The 14,766-nt window shown below is 67.2% G+C and carries 12 protein-coding genes and 2 pseudogenes; 7 read left to right on the top strand and 7 right to left on the bottom strand.

The annotated features are described in order from the left end of the window. The 3 genes and pseudogenes from ON32_RS29575 to ON32_RS09330 all read right to left on the bottom strand — a co-directional run. Positions 1–193 (bottom strand): annotated as a pseudogene (locus tag ON32_RS29575) (hypothetical protein); the annotation flags it as partial. 97 nt (positions 194–290) lie between these two features. Then, entirely contained in the window at positions 291–1,340 is a 1,050-nt protein-coding gene (locus ON32_RS09335) for a cytochrome d ubiquinol oxidase subunit II (RefSeq protein ID WP_051133051.1), read from the bottom strand. A 3-nt stretch (positions 1,341–1,343) separates the two neighbouring features. Further along, the gene (locus tag ON32_RS09330; protein ID WP_083874266.1) at positions 1,344–2,654 is read right to left on the bottom strand and encodes a cytochrome ubiquinol oxidase subunit I; all 1,311 of its coding nucleotides are present in this window, start codon (positions 2,652–2,654) and stop codon (positions 1,344–1,346) included. A gap of 334 nt (positions 2,655–2,988) precedes the next feature. Here ON32_RS09330 and ON32_RS09325 point away from each other — a divergent pair, with 334 nt between their 5' ends. Next, positions 2,989–3,861: an RNA polymerase sigma factor SigF gene (locus tag ON32_RS09325; protein WP_083874258.1), complete on the top strand. Its 873-nt coding sequence runs from the start codon at positions 2,989–2,991 to the stop codon at positions 3,859–3,861. Positions 3,862–4,044: 183 nt separating this feature from the next. Here ON32_RS09325 and ON32_RS30805 read toward each other — a convergent pair. Continuing rightward, positions 4,045–4,368: pseudogene (locus ON32_RS30805) on the bottom strand (flavin reductase); the annotation flags it as partial. 320 nt (positions 4,369–4,688) lie between these two features. Between ON32_RS30805 and ON32_RS26985 the strand changes: the two are divergent. Next, positions 4,689–5,171: a DMT family transporter gene (locus ON32_RS26985; protein ID WP_051133050.1), complete on the top strand. Its 483-nt coding sequence runs from the start codon at positions 4,689–4,691 to the stop codon at positions 5,169–5,171. 49 nt (positions 5,172–5,220) lie between these two features. Then, on the top strand, positions 5,221–5,742 hold the full coding sequence (locus tag ON32_RS26980; RefSeq protein ID WP_051133049.1) for a DMT family transporter: 522 nt from the start codon (positions 5,221–5,223) through the stop codon (positions 5,740–5,742). Positions 5,743–5,762: 20 nt separating this feature from the next. On the opposite strand, the gene ON32_RS09310 is transcribed toward ON32_RS26980, so the two are convergent. Genes ON32_RS09310 through ON32_RS09300 form a run of 3 tightly spaced genes read right to left on the bottom strand, consistent with a single transcriptional unit; the run spans position 5,763 to position 9,634 of the window. Further along, entirely contained in the window at positions 5,763–7,202 is a 1,440-nt protein-coding gene (locus tag ON32_RS09310; RefSeq protein ID WP_040790433.1) for an ATP-binding protein, read from the bottom strand. Positions 7,203–7,214: 12 nt separating this feature from the next. Beyond that, positions 7,215–8,921, bottom strand: a complete 1,707-nt coding sequence (locus tag ON32_RS09305; protein ID WP_083874255.1) for an NAD(P)/FAD-dependent oxidoreductase — start codon at positions 8,919–8,921, stop codon at positions 7,215–7,217. 47 nt (positions 8,922–8,968) lie between these two features. Beyond that, a complete protein-coding gene (locus ON32_RS09300) occupies positions 8,969–9,634 on the bottom strand; it encodes a TetR/AcrR family transcriptional regulator (RefSeq protein WP_051133048.1) in 666 nt (221 codons plus the stop codon). A gap of 184 nt (positions 9,635–9,818) precedes the next feature. Here ON32_RS09300 and ON32_RS09295 point away from each other — a divergent pair, with 184 nt between their 5' ends. From ON32_RS09295 to ON32_RS09280, 4 genes are read left to right on the top strand one after another with little or no spacing between them, the layout of a single operon-like run. After that, a complete protein-coding gene (locus tag ON32_RS09295) occupies positions 9,819–11,321 on the top strand; it encodes a high affinity choline transporter 1 (protein WP_083874257.1) in 1,503 nt (500 codons plus the stop codon). A 38-nt stretch (positions 11,322–11,359) separates the two neighbouring features. Next, positions 11,360–12,115: a DUF1989 domain-containing protein gene (locus ON32_RS09290; RefSeq protein WP_040790430.1), complete on the top strand. Its 756-nt coding sequence runs from the start codon at positions 11,360–11,362 to the stop codon at positions 12,113–12,115. Continuing rightward, complete coding sequence (locus ON32_RS09285) at positions 12,112–12,753, top strand: urea amidolyase associated protein UAAP2 (protein ID WP_040790444.1); 642 nt, start codon at positions 12,112–12,114, stop codon at positions 12,751–12,753. Before ON32_RS09290 ends, ON32_RS09285 begins: the two co-directional genes overlap by 4 nt. After that, positions 12,750–14,759, top strand: a complete 2,010-nt coding sequence (locus ON32_RS09280; RefSeq protein ID WP_051133047.1) for a 5-oxoprolinase/urea amidolyase family protein — start codon at positions 12,750–12,752, stop codon at positions 14,757–14,759. The genes ON32_RS09285 and ON32_RS09280 overlap by 4 nt, the downstream gene beginning before the upstream one ends. Positions 14,760–14,766 lie beyond the last annotated feature (7 nt).

The raw sequence follows: 14,766 nt of genomic DNA, 5'->3' as shown, positions 1-14,766 counted from the left end.
TGCCGTGCCGGGCGCGCATCGAACCGGCGAGCGCGCCGGTTGCCGCGCACGCGGCGATCAGCAGGACGAGAGCGGTCTGATCCGGTGGCATACTCGCGCCGCCGAGACCGTGTGCGGCGATACTTACCGCGCCTGCGGCCGATCCGACGAAGGCACCGCGAATTCGTGCCACAACATCTGCCGGGGACCGCACCCCTCCATGCTACTACCCGGTGTCGGAGATTCGGCCGGTGCGGTCCCGAGGAACATATCGATACGATCGTCTCCCCGGGAATCGGTGGGGATGCCCGTCATCGGGTCGGGGACGGCTCGACCGAGGTGGACTCGGCGTGCTCGGTATCGTCGCCAACCCAGGCCTCGGTCCGGGCCAGCCAGAGCAGATAGGCGAGGGCGGGCAACGTCGTCACCGTGACGAATGCGACGACCACCAGGAGCGCGACCAGCGTGGGACGCGCCCCGGCGGCATCGATGACGAGCATCCGGTCGACCAGGATCCAAGGGGCCTGGGCCACCGCCCAGCCGATGACGATCGCCGCGACCGCGACCCGGGCGAGGAACCCGGCCCAGCCGAAGCGGCGGAAGTACACCAGGATCAGAGTGAGCGCCCCGGCGGTGGCGGACAGCGCGATCAGGGGGAAGGCCCGGCCGAGCAGACCGACGCCGAGGGTCTGCGCGTCGTATCGAATGGGCGCGATCGCCATGATCGCGGCCGCACCGGTCACGCCCCCGACCACGAGGGTGCGCGGACGCAGATATTCCACGAGTGTGCGGTCGCCGGAGCGGTCGGCGGTCGCGGTGAGACGCACCCCGGCCAGGAAGGCCGCGGTGCCCACGGCGAGTAGGCCGCCGAGGAACGAGGTCGGGTTCACCCACGAACCCACCAGGTCGCCGTATCCTTCCGGAGGCACCCGCCCGGAGGCGATCGCGCCGACGACGGCACCGAGGAAGAACGGGGGCATCAAAGAGGCCCCGGCGAGCAGCACACCTACTCGGACCGACCGCGCCTTCGCCCCATGGTGCCTGCGGACCACGGAGTCGGCGCCGCGCACCACAATTCCCAGCAGAGCCAGACTCATCGGTATGAACAGGGTGGTCACAACGGCGGCGTAGACCCGGGGATAGGCAGCCCACAGAAACATCAGGATGTAGATCAGCCAGATGTGGTTGGCCTCCCACACCGGGCCGATACTCCGATCGATCAGCATCCGCAGCCGGTTGCCACGCTGCGCTCCGTCCGCGGTCAACTCCCAGAACCCGGCTCCGAAGTCGGCACCGGCGAACAACGCGTACAGCACCACCCCGGTGAACATGGCCGTTGCCACCACATCCGACAGCTCCATCGGTCACCCCTCTCCGGCGCTGTGCACGAGTTGGTCGCGATCGTCGGGTTCGGGTTCGGGCGCTGATGTCTCGGATTCGGGCGCGGGTGTCTCGGGCTCGGTCGAGGTTTGCCCGCCGATATGCCGGTGCCGAGCCCTGGATCGCAGTACGACGATCGCGCCCACAGCCAGGGCGATATGAATCAGCAGGACACCGATATGGCTCCACCACAGAACATTGCTCGTGCTCACGGCGTCACGAGTGCTCAGCACGCGCCATACGGCCCAGGGGTGGCGGGCGATTTCGGTGGCGAGCAGGCCGCATTCGAGTGCGAGGACGGCGAAGGGACCGGCAGCGACGACCGCCCACAGGAACCAGCGCTCGAGCGATAGATCGCGGCCTCGCCATCGCAGTCCCCAGAAGACGAGCACCAGAACCGAGAGCAGAACACCGACGACGACCATGGTCAGGAAGGTGGCGTGGGTGATATCGACCGGGGACCGGGCCCAGACGGCCACCACCTCCCGACCGGGCACGACCACCCTCGGCGTTTGCTCATCGCGCACATACATTCCGAACATGTGCCCGACGAAGGGTTGCAGCAGCGCGGCGACGGTCGCGAAGACGAACGACATCGTGAAGCCCAGACGGTGCCGGTCGTCCCGCCGCCCCCGCAACAATCCGACGGCATACACACCGGCCACCACGAATCCCACCACCATGAACGCGCCCACGCACATATGCGCGAACTGCGGATAGACCCCCTCGTCGCCTATCACCCGCCACGGGTTCACCTCGGTGACCACGCCGTCGGCGAGTCGGAACCCGCTCGGATCGTTCGTCCACGCGTCGGCGGCGACCACGCCGAACATCCCCACCGCACCGGCCATCCCCATCGGTACGAGCGTCGCGAGGTGACGCCGCGGCCGTATCCGCCCCCACCCGTACAGGTAGAGGCCGAGGAAGACGGCCTCGACGAAGAACGACAATCCAGCGAAGGCGAGCGGCAGGACCAGCACGTCACCGTAACGGCCCATCAATCCCGGCCACAGCAACCCCATTTCGAAGCCGAGGACCGTCGCCGATATCGCACCGGCGGCGACCAGGACCGCCGCCGCCGCCCCCCACTGCCGGGCCAGCCCCAGGGCGACCGCATCGTCGCGGGTGATGCCGCGGCGGTGCGCGACATAGATCATGACCGGAAGGACGACCCCGAAGCAGGCCAATAAGATATGCCGACCCAAGGAGAACGCCATCTGCTGACGGGCGGGCAGTAGGCCCGACGGGCCCTGCCCGGCCGCAGCGTAGAGCGCGACCAGCGTACTCGACACCATCACAGCCCCTTTCTCCGATTCCGCCGCGAACGGACGGCCGCGTCCGGCCACCGTGCGCCGCGCCTTCCCGGTTGTCTCCTTTCGCCGCATCGATCGGCCGACCGCACCGGTCGTCCTCCGCGATCATCCCCCGAACCGGGCGGCATCGGAGGGAGGACGACCCTCACGTGGCCTATTGGTGACCGAGCCCGCGGGCGTCTAGCGAAATATCCCGCTACCAGCCCGTATCACTCTGGCGGAGAACAGAAGTAGCCGTAACGTTTGAATCACGAATCCCCGGGTAGTTCGGTGGGGTCGAGCCAAGAGACAGTTGCACGGACCCCAGGAGGCCTCGATGAACGCGTCGACATCCGTTCCGACCGACCACCGCTCGCCCCATGCGGGCCACGAAACCGGGGCGCCGCGCGGGCGAGGCCGCGGGGACAGCTACGACAACATCGAACCGTGGTTCGACAAATTGCATTCCCTCGATGCCGGGGACCCGCACCGCCGACAGGTCCGGGACGAGATCGTGCACCTGTGCCTGCCGTTGGCCGAGCACATCGCGCGTCGTTTCGCCAACCGTGGCGAGGCGTTCGACGATCTCCTCCAGATCGCCCGGGTAGGTCTGGTGCAGGCCGTGGACCGCTTCGACCACACGCGCGGCTCGTCGTTCCTGTCCTTCGCGGTGCCGACCATCATGGGTGAAGTGCGCCGCCACTTCCGCGACCGCACCTGGGCGGTGCGGGTGCCACGGGCCCTGAAGGAGCTGCAACAGCGAATAGGGCCGGCGACCGAGGACCTGTCCCACCGTCTCGGCCGGGTGCCGACCGCGCGGGAGATCGCCGCCGAACTCGGAGTGGAGGTCACTCAGGTGACCCAGGCGCTCATTGCCGGTAACGGGCATACCAGCAGTTCCCTGGATTCGGTCCTACGCGACGACGAGGACAACACCTCACCGAGCCTGTTGGCCCGTATGGGTAGCGAGGACGTCTGCTATCGACTGCTCGAGGACGCGATGGCGGTACGTCCGCTCATCGCGGCGCTGCCGGAACGGGAACGTCAGGTACTGGTGTGGCGGTTCTTCGATTCGCTGACCCAAACCCAGATCGCCGAACGTCTCGGTGTCTCGCAGATGCAGGTCTCGCGGATTCTGTCCAGAACTCTGGCCCGGCTGCGGGAACAGGCCCTGGCGGAGAAGGCGCCGGAGACGATCAGCGCCGCATGAGCGGCCGACCCACCCGGCGTTGTGATCCGAGGGTACCGCCGACGGACCCGGTTCAGGCCTCGTGACCGGCCGGCAGGTCGGCCACATCCCGGTACCGCAGGACCGGAACCGACTCGGGAAGGGTGCTCGCCGCAACGGATTCGAGCAGGAGCCCGATACGGTCTCCGAAGTCGTGGCGTCGATGATCTCCGCGGCGCGCCATCCGGTCGCGGCGACGAGAACGGGCAGCCCATAGGGGCCCTCGAACCACTCGCAACGACCGAATTTCTCGGTATCGTCACCGGTTTCGCTGCCGAACAATCGCGCCGAATCAATGTCGTGGGCGGACAGCAGGTGCAGGGCGAGGTGTTTCGCTCGGGAGACCACACCGAATGTGTGGTTGTACGGACACCCCACCAGGACCCGACGGGGGTCGATGCCGATCTGAGCGCAGAATCGGCCGGACACCCGGATCGCCGGCCGTGGTGAGCGCCCACACCGGGTAATCCGGTCCGGCCACAACGGCATCGAAGGCGAAGTGAACATCCTTTTCCGGCACAAGTCCTCCCGAACGGGTCGTTCGCTCCCCGTTACGGCATCGTTCGACCGCGCCGAAATGTCGGGGTTCGTAGGTCACGCCGGTAGAACACTCGATCTTCCCACAGTACGCGAGTCGAACCGTCGCACAACCGAGTCGCGACATGCGCGGTGCGCGCACCCATATTCGAACACCTCTTTATCGAGCCGCTATTTAGTGGTACGTTACCTAAGTCACTAACAGCGGCGTCAATTCGGTTGCGGCCCTACGGCGTCGGTGTTCACCCGCTCGTCTCGAGGATGTGTCGACCATGGTGATCGCGATGGGGTTCGTATTCCTGTTCGTCCTCACCGGTGGCGCCTTACGATCCGTGGAAGCCGGGTGCCAGAACACCCTGATGAACCACGTGAAGAACATGTGGTTGTGCGCGGTCATCTCGTATGCCGTCGCGCTCACCGGTTTTTCGATCTTTCTGGCCGTATCGTCCAAAACACCGTGGCCGGACCTCGACGATGTGCGAAATATGCCGTGGTGGGCACCGTTCGGTGGATTGCTCGGTGGTGCAGCCGTTATCGGCATGATCGCCGTCGCCCGGTACGTCGGCGTGGCGACCTTCAGCGCGCTGGTGATCGTCGGCGAGATGGTCGTCGCCCTGATCATGGATCATTTCGGGCTGATGGGCTTCGAGGAGCGGCATGCCACCCCGCCCCGCGTACTCGCCTGCGTACTGATCACCACGGCCATCTACCTGATGGCCGACGACTCCCGTGGGCGCGGAGCATCGGTCACCTGATCGCCGACCGCGTCCCGCCCCGTCCGAACACTCTCCACCGAGGAGCACCGTGGCCACCCCCGCCCTCGAGGCACCCGTCTCTCTCCCCCGCGCCACCACCGCACTGGTTTTCGTCTTCATTCTCATCGGCGGCGCACTACGTTCCGTCGAGGCAGGCTGCCAGAACTCGTTGAAATTGGCGCTCGGGAACGTGTGGTTGTGCGGAGTCGTCTCCTACGCCGTGGCATTCACCGGGTTCGCGGTATTTCTCGCGCTCTACCTTCTCGTCACATCCCGACGAACCGGATCACACCGGCGCGCGTGGCCCACGCCGGCGGATCTGCGGTCCATGCCCGCCTGGGCGCCGTTCGGCGGACTGCTCGGCGGCGCGGCGGTACTGGCCATGATCGCCGTGGCATCCAGCGTCGGGGCCAGTACGTTCAACGCCCTCATCATCGCGGGCCAGATGGCCGGCGCCCTGCTCATGGACCACTTCGGATTGATGGGCTTCCCCAAACGCCCCGTGAGTCCGCGGCGCGCGACGGCCTGCGTGATGATCATCGCCGGTGTCTATCTCATGGCCGGTTACTGACGCGGCGACCGGCTTCCCGGTCACCGATCCCCTTCTTCGGATTCGGGACGGGTGAGCGGTAGCCATACGGTGAACCGGGTGTCGCCCGGCCGGGAATCGACCCGGATATCACCGCCGTGCTTGTTCACCACGATCCGGAACGAGATGTCCAAACCCAGGCCGGTGCCCTCGCCGACAGGTTTGGTGGTGAAGAACGGTTCGAAGATCCGGCCCTGCACCTCGGACGGAATACCGGGTCCGGTGTCCGCGATCATCACCACTGCGCAATCGTTTTCCTGCCGGGTGCCGATCGTCAATGTACCGCGACCCTCCATCGCGTACACCGCGTTATCGATCAGATTCGTCCACACCTGGTTCAGCTCGGCGGCATAGCAGGCCACCGGAGGCAGGGTGCGGTCGTATTCCTCGACCACCTCGATCGAATCGCCGATCTTACGGCTGAGCATCACCAGGGTGCTGTCCAGCAGCTCGTGCAGGTCCACCACTTGGAACGGCCCCCGATCCATCTGGGAGTACTGTTTGGCGGCGCCCACCAGGGTGGAGATGCGGCCCGTCGCATCGGCGATCTCGTTCATCAGCAATTCGGTCTCGATGGTGTAGTTCAACCACCGGAATGCCCCCTCGAGCACCGAGGAGGGGCAGCCCTCGAGGATGGCGACCACCCGCTCGAGCCAGTCGGTGTCGAAACCGGCCTGGACGAAATTGGGGGCGAGTTCCCAGCCGTCGCGCACGCCGTGGTCGTCGAACCAATCGCCGAGTAGGTCCTCGCGGTCGGCGGCCTCGAGCGGGGTCTGCTCCGGCGCCTTGGCCACCTGCGCCGCGGCCTCCTCCTGCAATCGGACCAATGTCTCCAGGGATGCGGTATCGAATTTGCCCTGGGCCAACATGGCGAGCTTGTGCCGCATCCCCGCGATCCGGTCGCGCAATCCGGAGGTCGCCCGAACAGCGGCCGCCGCCGGGTTGTTCAGCTCATGGGTCAGGCCCGCCGACAGCGAACCGAGCGCCAAGAGGCGTTCCCGCTGCGCGATCCGTTCATTGGTATTGCGACTGCCGAAGAACGCGCCCTCGAGCAGATGCACGGCCATCGGGAACCACTCGTGCATCATCCGGGCGAAGATCTGTCCGTCCAACACGAAGAAGCGTGAGGGGCGGGTGACATACATGGATGCGCTGTAATGGGTTTCGGCCCGATCCCCCAGATAGGCCGTCCATGCTCCGGCGTAGGAGCCGCGGTGGGCGGTGTGCACCATCTCGATCTCCCGACCCGCCGAGAGCTTGGTCAGCCGCAGCTCTCCGTCCATCAGCACGTAGAAGCACGTCGCCGGATCGCCCTCACGGAACACCGGGCCGGGCTCGAGGTGTTCGATGCGGCCGTCGGCGCACAGCCACGCCAGCTGGTCGTCGTCGAGCTTCTCGAACAGGAACAGCGTCCGCAGTTCGGCGGGGTCGCAGATACTCATTCCTCGGCCTTCCTATTCGAGGTACCGGTGCACGAGCATGACGGCCATGGCCCCCTCGCCGACGGCCGAGGCCACCCGCTTGGCGGACTCGGCATGCACGTCACCGGCGACGAAAACCCCCGGGACACTCGTCTCCAGATGGTGTGGGGGCCGCGGCAGTTCCCAGCCGGGCGGACGGGCACCGTCCACCATGAGATCGGGACCGGCCAGAACGTATCCGTCGGCGTCACGGCACACCACGCCGTCGAGCCATTCGGTCTGCGGGGCGGCCCCGATGAACAGGAACAACCGTTCGGCGGGCGCCTTCTCCTCGGCGCCGGTGCGGTTGTCGCGCAGGATGATCGTGTGCAGGTGGTCGTCGCCGGCAACCGCGACCACCTCCGTCTCGGTGTGCACCCGAATGGTGGGCACCTGGGCGATCTGCCGGATCAGATAGTGGGACATGGACTTTTCCAGAGAATCGGCGCGGACCACCAGATGCACGGTGTGCGCGTGGCGGGACAGGAACATCGCCGCCTGCCCGGCCGAGTTCGCCCCGCCGACGATATAGACGTCGTGCCCGGCACATTCGGCGGCCTCGGTCATCGCCGAACCGTAGTAGACACCGCGCCCGGTGAATTCGTCCACGCCCGGGGCGGGATGCCGACGGTAATCGACCCCGGTCGCGATGATGACGGTATGACCGGACAGGGTGCCGCCATCGGCGAAACGGACGCCGCGGGCCGACCCGTTCACCTCGAGTCCGACCACCTCGCGGGTGGTGATCACCTCCGCCCCGAACTTCGCGGCCTGTCGCCGTGCCCGGTCGGCCAGTTGCGCACCGGACAGTCCGTCGGGGAAGCCCAGATAGTTCTCGATCCGCGAGCTCTGCCCCGCCTGACCACCGGTCGCGGTGCGTTCGACCAGAACGGTCCGCAACCCCTCGGACGCGCCGTACACCGCCGCGCCCAGCCCGGCCGGACCGCCCCCGACGACAATGAGATCGTAGAAATCGCCGGTCGGTTCGGTGTTCAGTCCCACGCTTTCGGCCAGTTCGCCGTCACTGGGCCGGATCAGTGCCTGTCCGCTCTCGGTGATCACCACCGGACAGCTGTGCGGTTCGACCCCGGCGGCCTCGAGCAGTCGCGCCCCCTCCGGTTCCTCGGCCGGGTACCAGCGGTACGGCAGCTGATTGCGGGCCAGGAACTCCCTGATCTGGGAGGAACGCGGTGACCACCGGTTACCGACCACCTTGGTTTCGTGCACCGGCCGATGCTCGCTCGACCGCCAGGCATCGAGCAGGACATCCAGCACCGGGTACAGCTTCTCTTCCGGCGGGTCCCAGGGTTTGAGCAGGTAGTGGTCGAGATCGACCACATTGATGGCATCGATGGCGGCATTGGTGTCGGCGTAGGCGGTCAGCAGAACCCGCCGCGCGAACGGGTGCAGATCCATGGCCTGCTCGAGGAACTCGATGCCGTCCATACCCGGCATCCGGTAATCGGCGATCAACACCGCGACGGGCCGACCCCGCAGTTTCATCTCGCGCAGCACCTCCAACGCCTGCGCCCCGGATTCGGCGCGCAGGATGCGGTAGTCGGCCCCGTAACGGCGCCGCAGATCACGCACAACGGCCCGGGACACTCCCGGATCGTCGTCCACGCTGAGGATGGTGGGCTTGGTGACGGCTGGGGCACTCACTTGTCGAGTATGGCCCCTGGAGGTGGCACAGCGGCACATTCGAAGGCCTGGTTTCGATACCGACCCCCAGCGGTGCCGCACGTAATTCAGGAGCCCAGATCGGCCGCCAGCACCTCGGCGGCGGCGCGCACCTCGACGAGATCGCCGCGCCACCCGAGGACGTGCAACACCGCCTCGGCGATCGTCCGCCGGGTATCGTCCGGCACCATCCCCCGGTCGGAGCGGATATTGATCACCGTCTCCACCAGCCGGAAGGGCAGGGCGCAGGCATTCGGTACCCCGGTGTCCCCGGCGGCCACCACGACCTGCGCGGCCAACCGCTCGTAGTTCTCCCGCAACTGGTCGCGGCGGGCGCGAAACGCCGCGAACCGTTCACTGCGCAATTCGGGCAGAAAGTACAGCGCGCCGATATTCCAGCGGCCCGCGCACAGTTGCTCGATATCGAATCGGGCCAGCGTCCACAGCCGCACCGAGGCCGGTTCCGGGCGTTCGCACAGTCGGTCGGCAAGATCCGCCGCCGCCGAGATGGTCTCGGTGAGCAGCGCGGCGAGAATATCGTCCTTGGCGGCGAAATGATGGTAGAGCGAGGCCTGGCGGATTCCGACGGCGTCGGCGATACCCCGGGTCGAGGTGCTGCTGTAGCCCTGTCCGGTGAACAGTTCGGCGGCGGCGTCGAGGATCTCGGCGCGTGGGGTCTGCCCTTGGCGGCGACGGGGGGCGAGACGGGGACGGCCGGGACCAACCTGTGTCATATCCCCCATTCTGGCCGACGAGCCGAATACTCGGGACCCCCATTCCTGTCATACGACAGAAATAATCGCAACGCAGACGTTACCGATGGTCGCGATACGGATACATCGAGGACACCAACACATCTCGTCGCCCGGGAAAACTTTCACCCGATAGGTATTGATCCCGGACGAAGGACCCGAGGCCATGATCATTCTCGGAATCGCGGTCAGCGTGCTCGCGGTAGTCGGCATCGGCTTACTGGTATCCCGCAAAGTGCACGGCGACAGCACCAATTTCCTCGTGGCCGGACGGTCCCTGGCCCTCCCCCTGGTCGCCGCGGGACTGATGGGCCAAGCGGTCGACTCCAATGCCACGCTGGGCAACACCGACCTGGCCGGTTCCGTGGGCTTCTGGGCCGGCGCGGCCCTCCCCCTAGGACTCGGCCTGTGCCTGCTGCTCACCGGAATCTTCTTCGCCGAACCGATGAACCGGATGGGTCTGCTGACCCTGCCGGACTTCTACCGGATCAAATACGGCCGCGGTGTCGAGTTGACCGCCTCGATCCTGATGATCTTCAGCTTCTGCATCCTGCTCGCGGGCAACCTGGTCGCGGGCGGATTCCTGTTCGAACGGTTCCTCGGCGTCCCGTATACGGTGGGTGTCCTGCTCATCGTGGCGATCGTGCTGACCTACACCCTGACCGGCGGTATGTTCAGCGACGCCTACACGGCACTGGCCCAGATGGTGATCACCGTCATCGGCTCCCTCGCCCTGCTGGTCTGGGTCGCCACCACCTACGGGATCACCATTCCCGACGGAATGGGCCCGTTCGACCTCGGCCAGCTGAGCCACGCTTCCGAAGGAGCGGCGGTGAACTGGGCGACGCTCATCGCGCTCGGAGTCGGCGATATCGTCGCCATCGACTTCATGCAGCGCATCTTCTCGGCCGGTTCGCCCCGGATCGCCCGCCGCGCATGTTTCGTCGGCGCCGCCGGCACGGCAATGGTCGGTATCCCGTATGCGCTGGTCGCCCTGGCCACCGCCGATCTCGTCGGCGACGCGGAAGGTCCGCGGCTGCTGACGCTGCTGGACGAATACGCCCCCACCGGACTCGCGATCCTGGTGTTGTCGGCCGTCGTGGCCGCCTCGTGCTCCACCGCGAACGGAGCCGTCCTGGGAACCGCCGCGGTGGTGACCCGCAATGTCGTCGGCCGCACCGGCGGGACCGAATCCACCGAAGGCGACCCACTGCTGCGGGATGTGCGGATCACCATGATTCCGGTGGCGGCGGTCGCCATCTTCTTCGCCGTCCAGGTGCCACAGACCGGCGTTCTGCTCACCCTGGCGTTCGATCTGATGCTGGCCGGGCTGATCGTCCCGTTCGTGGCCGCGCATATCAGCACCCGGGTCACCACCGCGGCCGCGGTGGTGGCGATGGTAACCGGACTGAGTGTGCGCCTGATCCTGTTCGCACTCACCCCGACCATGTATGGAGTGCCGAACACAGTTCTGTACGTGCACAATTCGCTGATCGGTCCCGGTTTCGACGGCTGGCCCACCTTCCTCGGATTCCTGGCCTCCCTGGTGGCGTTCCTCGTCGTATCCGTCGTACGCCCGGCGCGCGCCACCACCCGCCGCCTCACGGCCGATACCGCGACACTCCAGCCCGCGCTACCGACCCCGCACCCCGCCACCCCGCATCCGTGAAACCCGCACCCGTCCCGTCCCACGAGCGAGGAACGACGATGACCACACCGACCACCGCCTCGACCACCGGCGCCCGAGCACACGCCCGGGCCCAGGCGTCGACCCCGATCACCACCCCGGCACTACCGGACGGGGTGGTGATCGAACACACCACCTGGGCCGTCCGCCTACCCCCCGAGGGGTACACCGGCGCCGTTCTCGGCCGCGGTAGCCGACTGCGGTTGGGCGATCCGCACGGTTCGACCTGCGCTCACCTGTTCCTCCTGCGCGCGGAGGCGCCATGGGAGCGCCTCAATGTCGCCGATACGGTGAAGGTACCCTGGCAGGCCTATCTCGGCGCGGGACATCCGCTCCTGTCCGACCAGGGTCGATTGCTCGCCACCATCCTGGCCGACACCTCGGGCCACCACGACGCACTGTGCGGTGTCACCCCCGAGGGACGCCGACTGCTCGGGCGCACCGCGGCCAAATACGGTCTCACCGCCCGGGATATCGGTCCGACGATCTCCTTTTTCCGCGGGGTACGGGTGGGCGGGGACGGAACCCTCACCCCGACCGGGACCGCAGGCGCGGGCGCGTATGTCGACCTGCTGATCCACCTGCCGGTCACCGTGCTGGTGGTCAATACCGCCCACCCCCTCGACAGCACCCCACCCACCGAACTCGACCTGGTGGCATGGCCGGGTGAGCGAGTCGATCCCCCGACCGTGAACAACGACCCGGAGTACCTGCGGGCCCTGGAGAACACCGAGCAGGCGTGGTCTGCCGCGCGAACCCGACAGGAGTGGATATGACGACAGGAGTGGATACGAGCGGCTCCCCCACCACGGCGACGGTGGTGCTCGACGAAGTGGTGCCGGCCTGCGCCCCGTGGTCGGCCGTCGTGCGGGCGGGCGAACGCCTGGACATCATCGATCTGCACGGCAATCAGGCCGTCGACTGTCTGCTGTACTCCGCGGCCGACCACACCGACCGCTACAGCGCCCAGGCCACCATCGCCGCCCAGCGCAATATCTTTCTCACCACCGGCAGTGTGCTGCGCACCGATGCGGGAACAGCGCTGATGACCGTGATCGCCGACGAGGTGGGCAACCACGACACCATCGCGGGGGCCTGTTCCCAGGAATCGAACACCCTGCGCTACGGCCACCACACCCGACACCAGCACGCCTGCGTGGAGAACTTTCTCGCCGAGGCCGCCGTCTGGGGAATGGGCAAACGCGATCTGGTCTCGAACATCAACTGGTTCATGAACGTGCCGGTGGAATCCGACGGCACACTCGGTATCGTCGACGGTTTGTCGGCACCCGGGAAGACGGTCTCGTTGCGCGCGGAGATCGATACCCTCGTCCTGGTATCGAACTGCCCGCAGATCAACAATCCCTGCAACGGTTTCGAGCCGACTCCGGTGCGCATGGTGGTGACCCGATGACGGCCCCGGCGACGCTCGCCGATCCGCACCCCGCCGCGACCGACCCGACCGCGTTCGTCGAACGGCCGGGCCTGCTCACCACCGTGCAGGACTGGCCCGGACGCACCGGATACTGGCATGTAGGGGTGCCGCCGTCGGGCCCGATGGACGATCTGTCGTTCCGGCTCGGCAACCGCGCCCTGGGCAATGCAGAGGGCGCGGCCGGACTGGAATGCACCATGGCCGGTCCGGCGCTGCGGTTCTCGGAGCCCACCCTGATATGTGTCACCGGGGCGCCCGTCGAGGTCACGGTGGCCGGCCGACCGGTGCCGATGTGGCGGCCGGTGCCGGTGCCCGCCGGTGCAGTGCTCGATATCGGCGCGATACGCGGCCCGGGTATGCGCTGCTACCTCCTGGTGTCCGGTGGTTTCCGGATACCCGACCATCTCGGTAGTGCCGCCACGTTCACCCTGGGCGGATTCGGGGGTATGCACGGCCGGGCCCTGGCGCGGGGAGACATGCTTCCGATGGCGACCCATCGGCCCGCGCCGGTCGGCGCCGTACCCGGTGGCGAGCAGCCGGTGCTCACCCGATGCTGGGAACTCGCGGTCACCGAGGGACCGCACGGCGCCCCGGAATTCTTCACCCGCGCCGATATCGAAACTCTGTTCCGAACCGCCTACCGTGTGCATTTCAACTCCGATCGGACAGGGGTGCGGTTGATCGGCCCCAAACCCCGGTGGGCCCGTCCCGATGGTGGTGAAGCCGGCCTGCACCCGTCGAACATCCACGACACCGCCTACACCGTCGGCGCCCTCGACTTCACCGGCGACACCCCGATCCTGCTCGGACCCGACGGTCCCAGCCTGGGCGGATTCGTCTGCCCGGTCACCGTCGCCGCGGCCGAACTGTGGAAGCTGGGGCAACTCTGTCCGGGCGACACGGTGCGCTTCGTCCCGGTCCGCGCCGATCGGACCGCCTCGCCGCGGGAACTCGGCCCCGGCCGTCGGGCCCACTGGCCGTTCGTATTGTCCGCCGGCGGGGACGGTGACGACGGAATCCTGGGCCGGGCGGAAACCGCGGACGGCACCCCCGTCACCTATCGACGGGCGGGCGACGACGGGATCCTGGTCGAATACGGCGCCATGACCTTGGATCTGACTCTGCGCGCCCGCGTCCACGCCCTGCACGAACAGTTGCGCGGGTGCAACGAGCGAGGCATCACCGAGCTCACCCCGGGGGTTCGCTCGTTGCAGATCCGACTCGACCCCACCCACCTGAGCACCGTGGCGGCGCTCGATCTACTGATCGAAACGGAGACCGAACTCCCGCCCGCCGACGATCTGGTGGTGCCCAGCCGCACGGTCGAACTGCCGCTGTCGTGGGACGACCCCGCCACCCGAGAGGCCATCACCCGCTATATGCACGGGGTGCGAGCCGACGCACCCTGGTGCCCGTGGAATATCGAGTTCATCCGGCGCGTGAACGGATTGGACAGCGTCCAAGACGTTTACGACACCGTCTTCGCCGCCGAATACCTCGTTCTCGGGCTCGGCGATGTGTATCTCGGCGCGCCACTGGCCACCCCCATCGACCCACGGCACCGGCTCGTCACCACCAAATACAATCCCGCCCGCACCTGGACCCCGGAGAATGCGGTCGGTATCGGTGGCGCGTATCTGTGCATATACGGGATGGAAGGCCCGGGCGGTTATCAGTTCGTCGGTCGCACCACCCAAGTGTGGAGTCGGCGCGCGGACAGCGAAAACCCTTGGCTGCTGAGATTTTTCGACCGGATTCGCTGGTATCCGGTGGAAGCGCAGGAGTTGCTCGATCTCCGGGCCGACTTCGCCGCCGGCCGCGGCGAACTTCGCACCCGCCCCGGCGAGTTCCGACTCGCCGAGTATCGGCGCTTCCTGACCGAACACGCCCCGTCCATCGAACAATTCCGCACCCGCCAGGCGGCCGCGTTCGCCGCCGAACGGGAATCCTGGCGCGAATCGGGAGAACTGACCACCCGGCGGTGAACGCGCC

It is taken from the genome of Nocardia paucivorans NBRC 100373 (genome assembly GCF_000308675.1).
In the GTDB taxonomy this organism is placed as follows: Bacteria; Actinomycetota; Actinomycetes; order Mycobacteriales; family Mycobacteriaceae; genus Nocardia; species Nocardia paucivorans.
The sequence above is the reverse complement of the archived record's forward strand: the minus strand, read 5'-3'. Positions and strand labels throughout refer to the sequence as shown.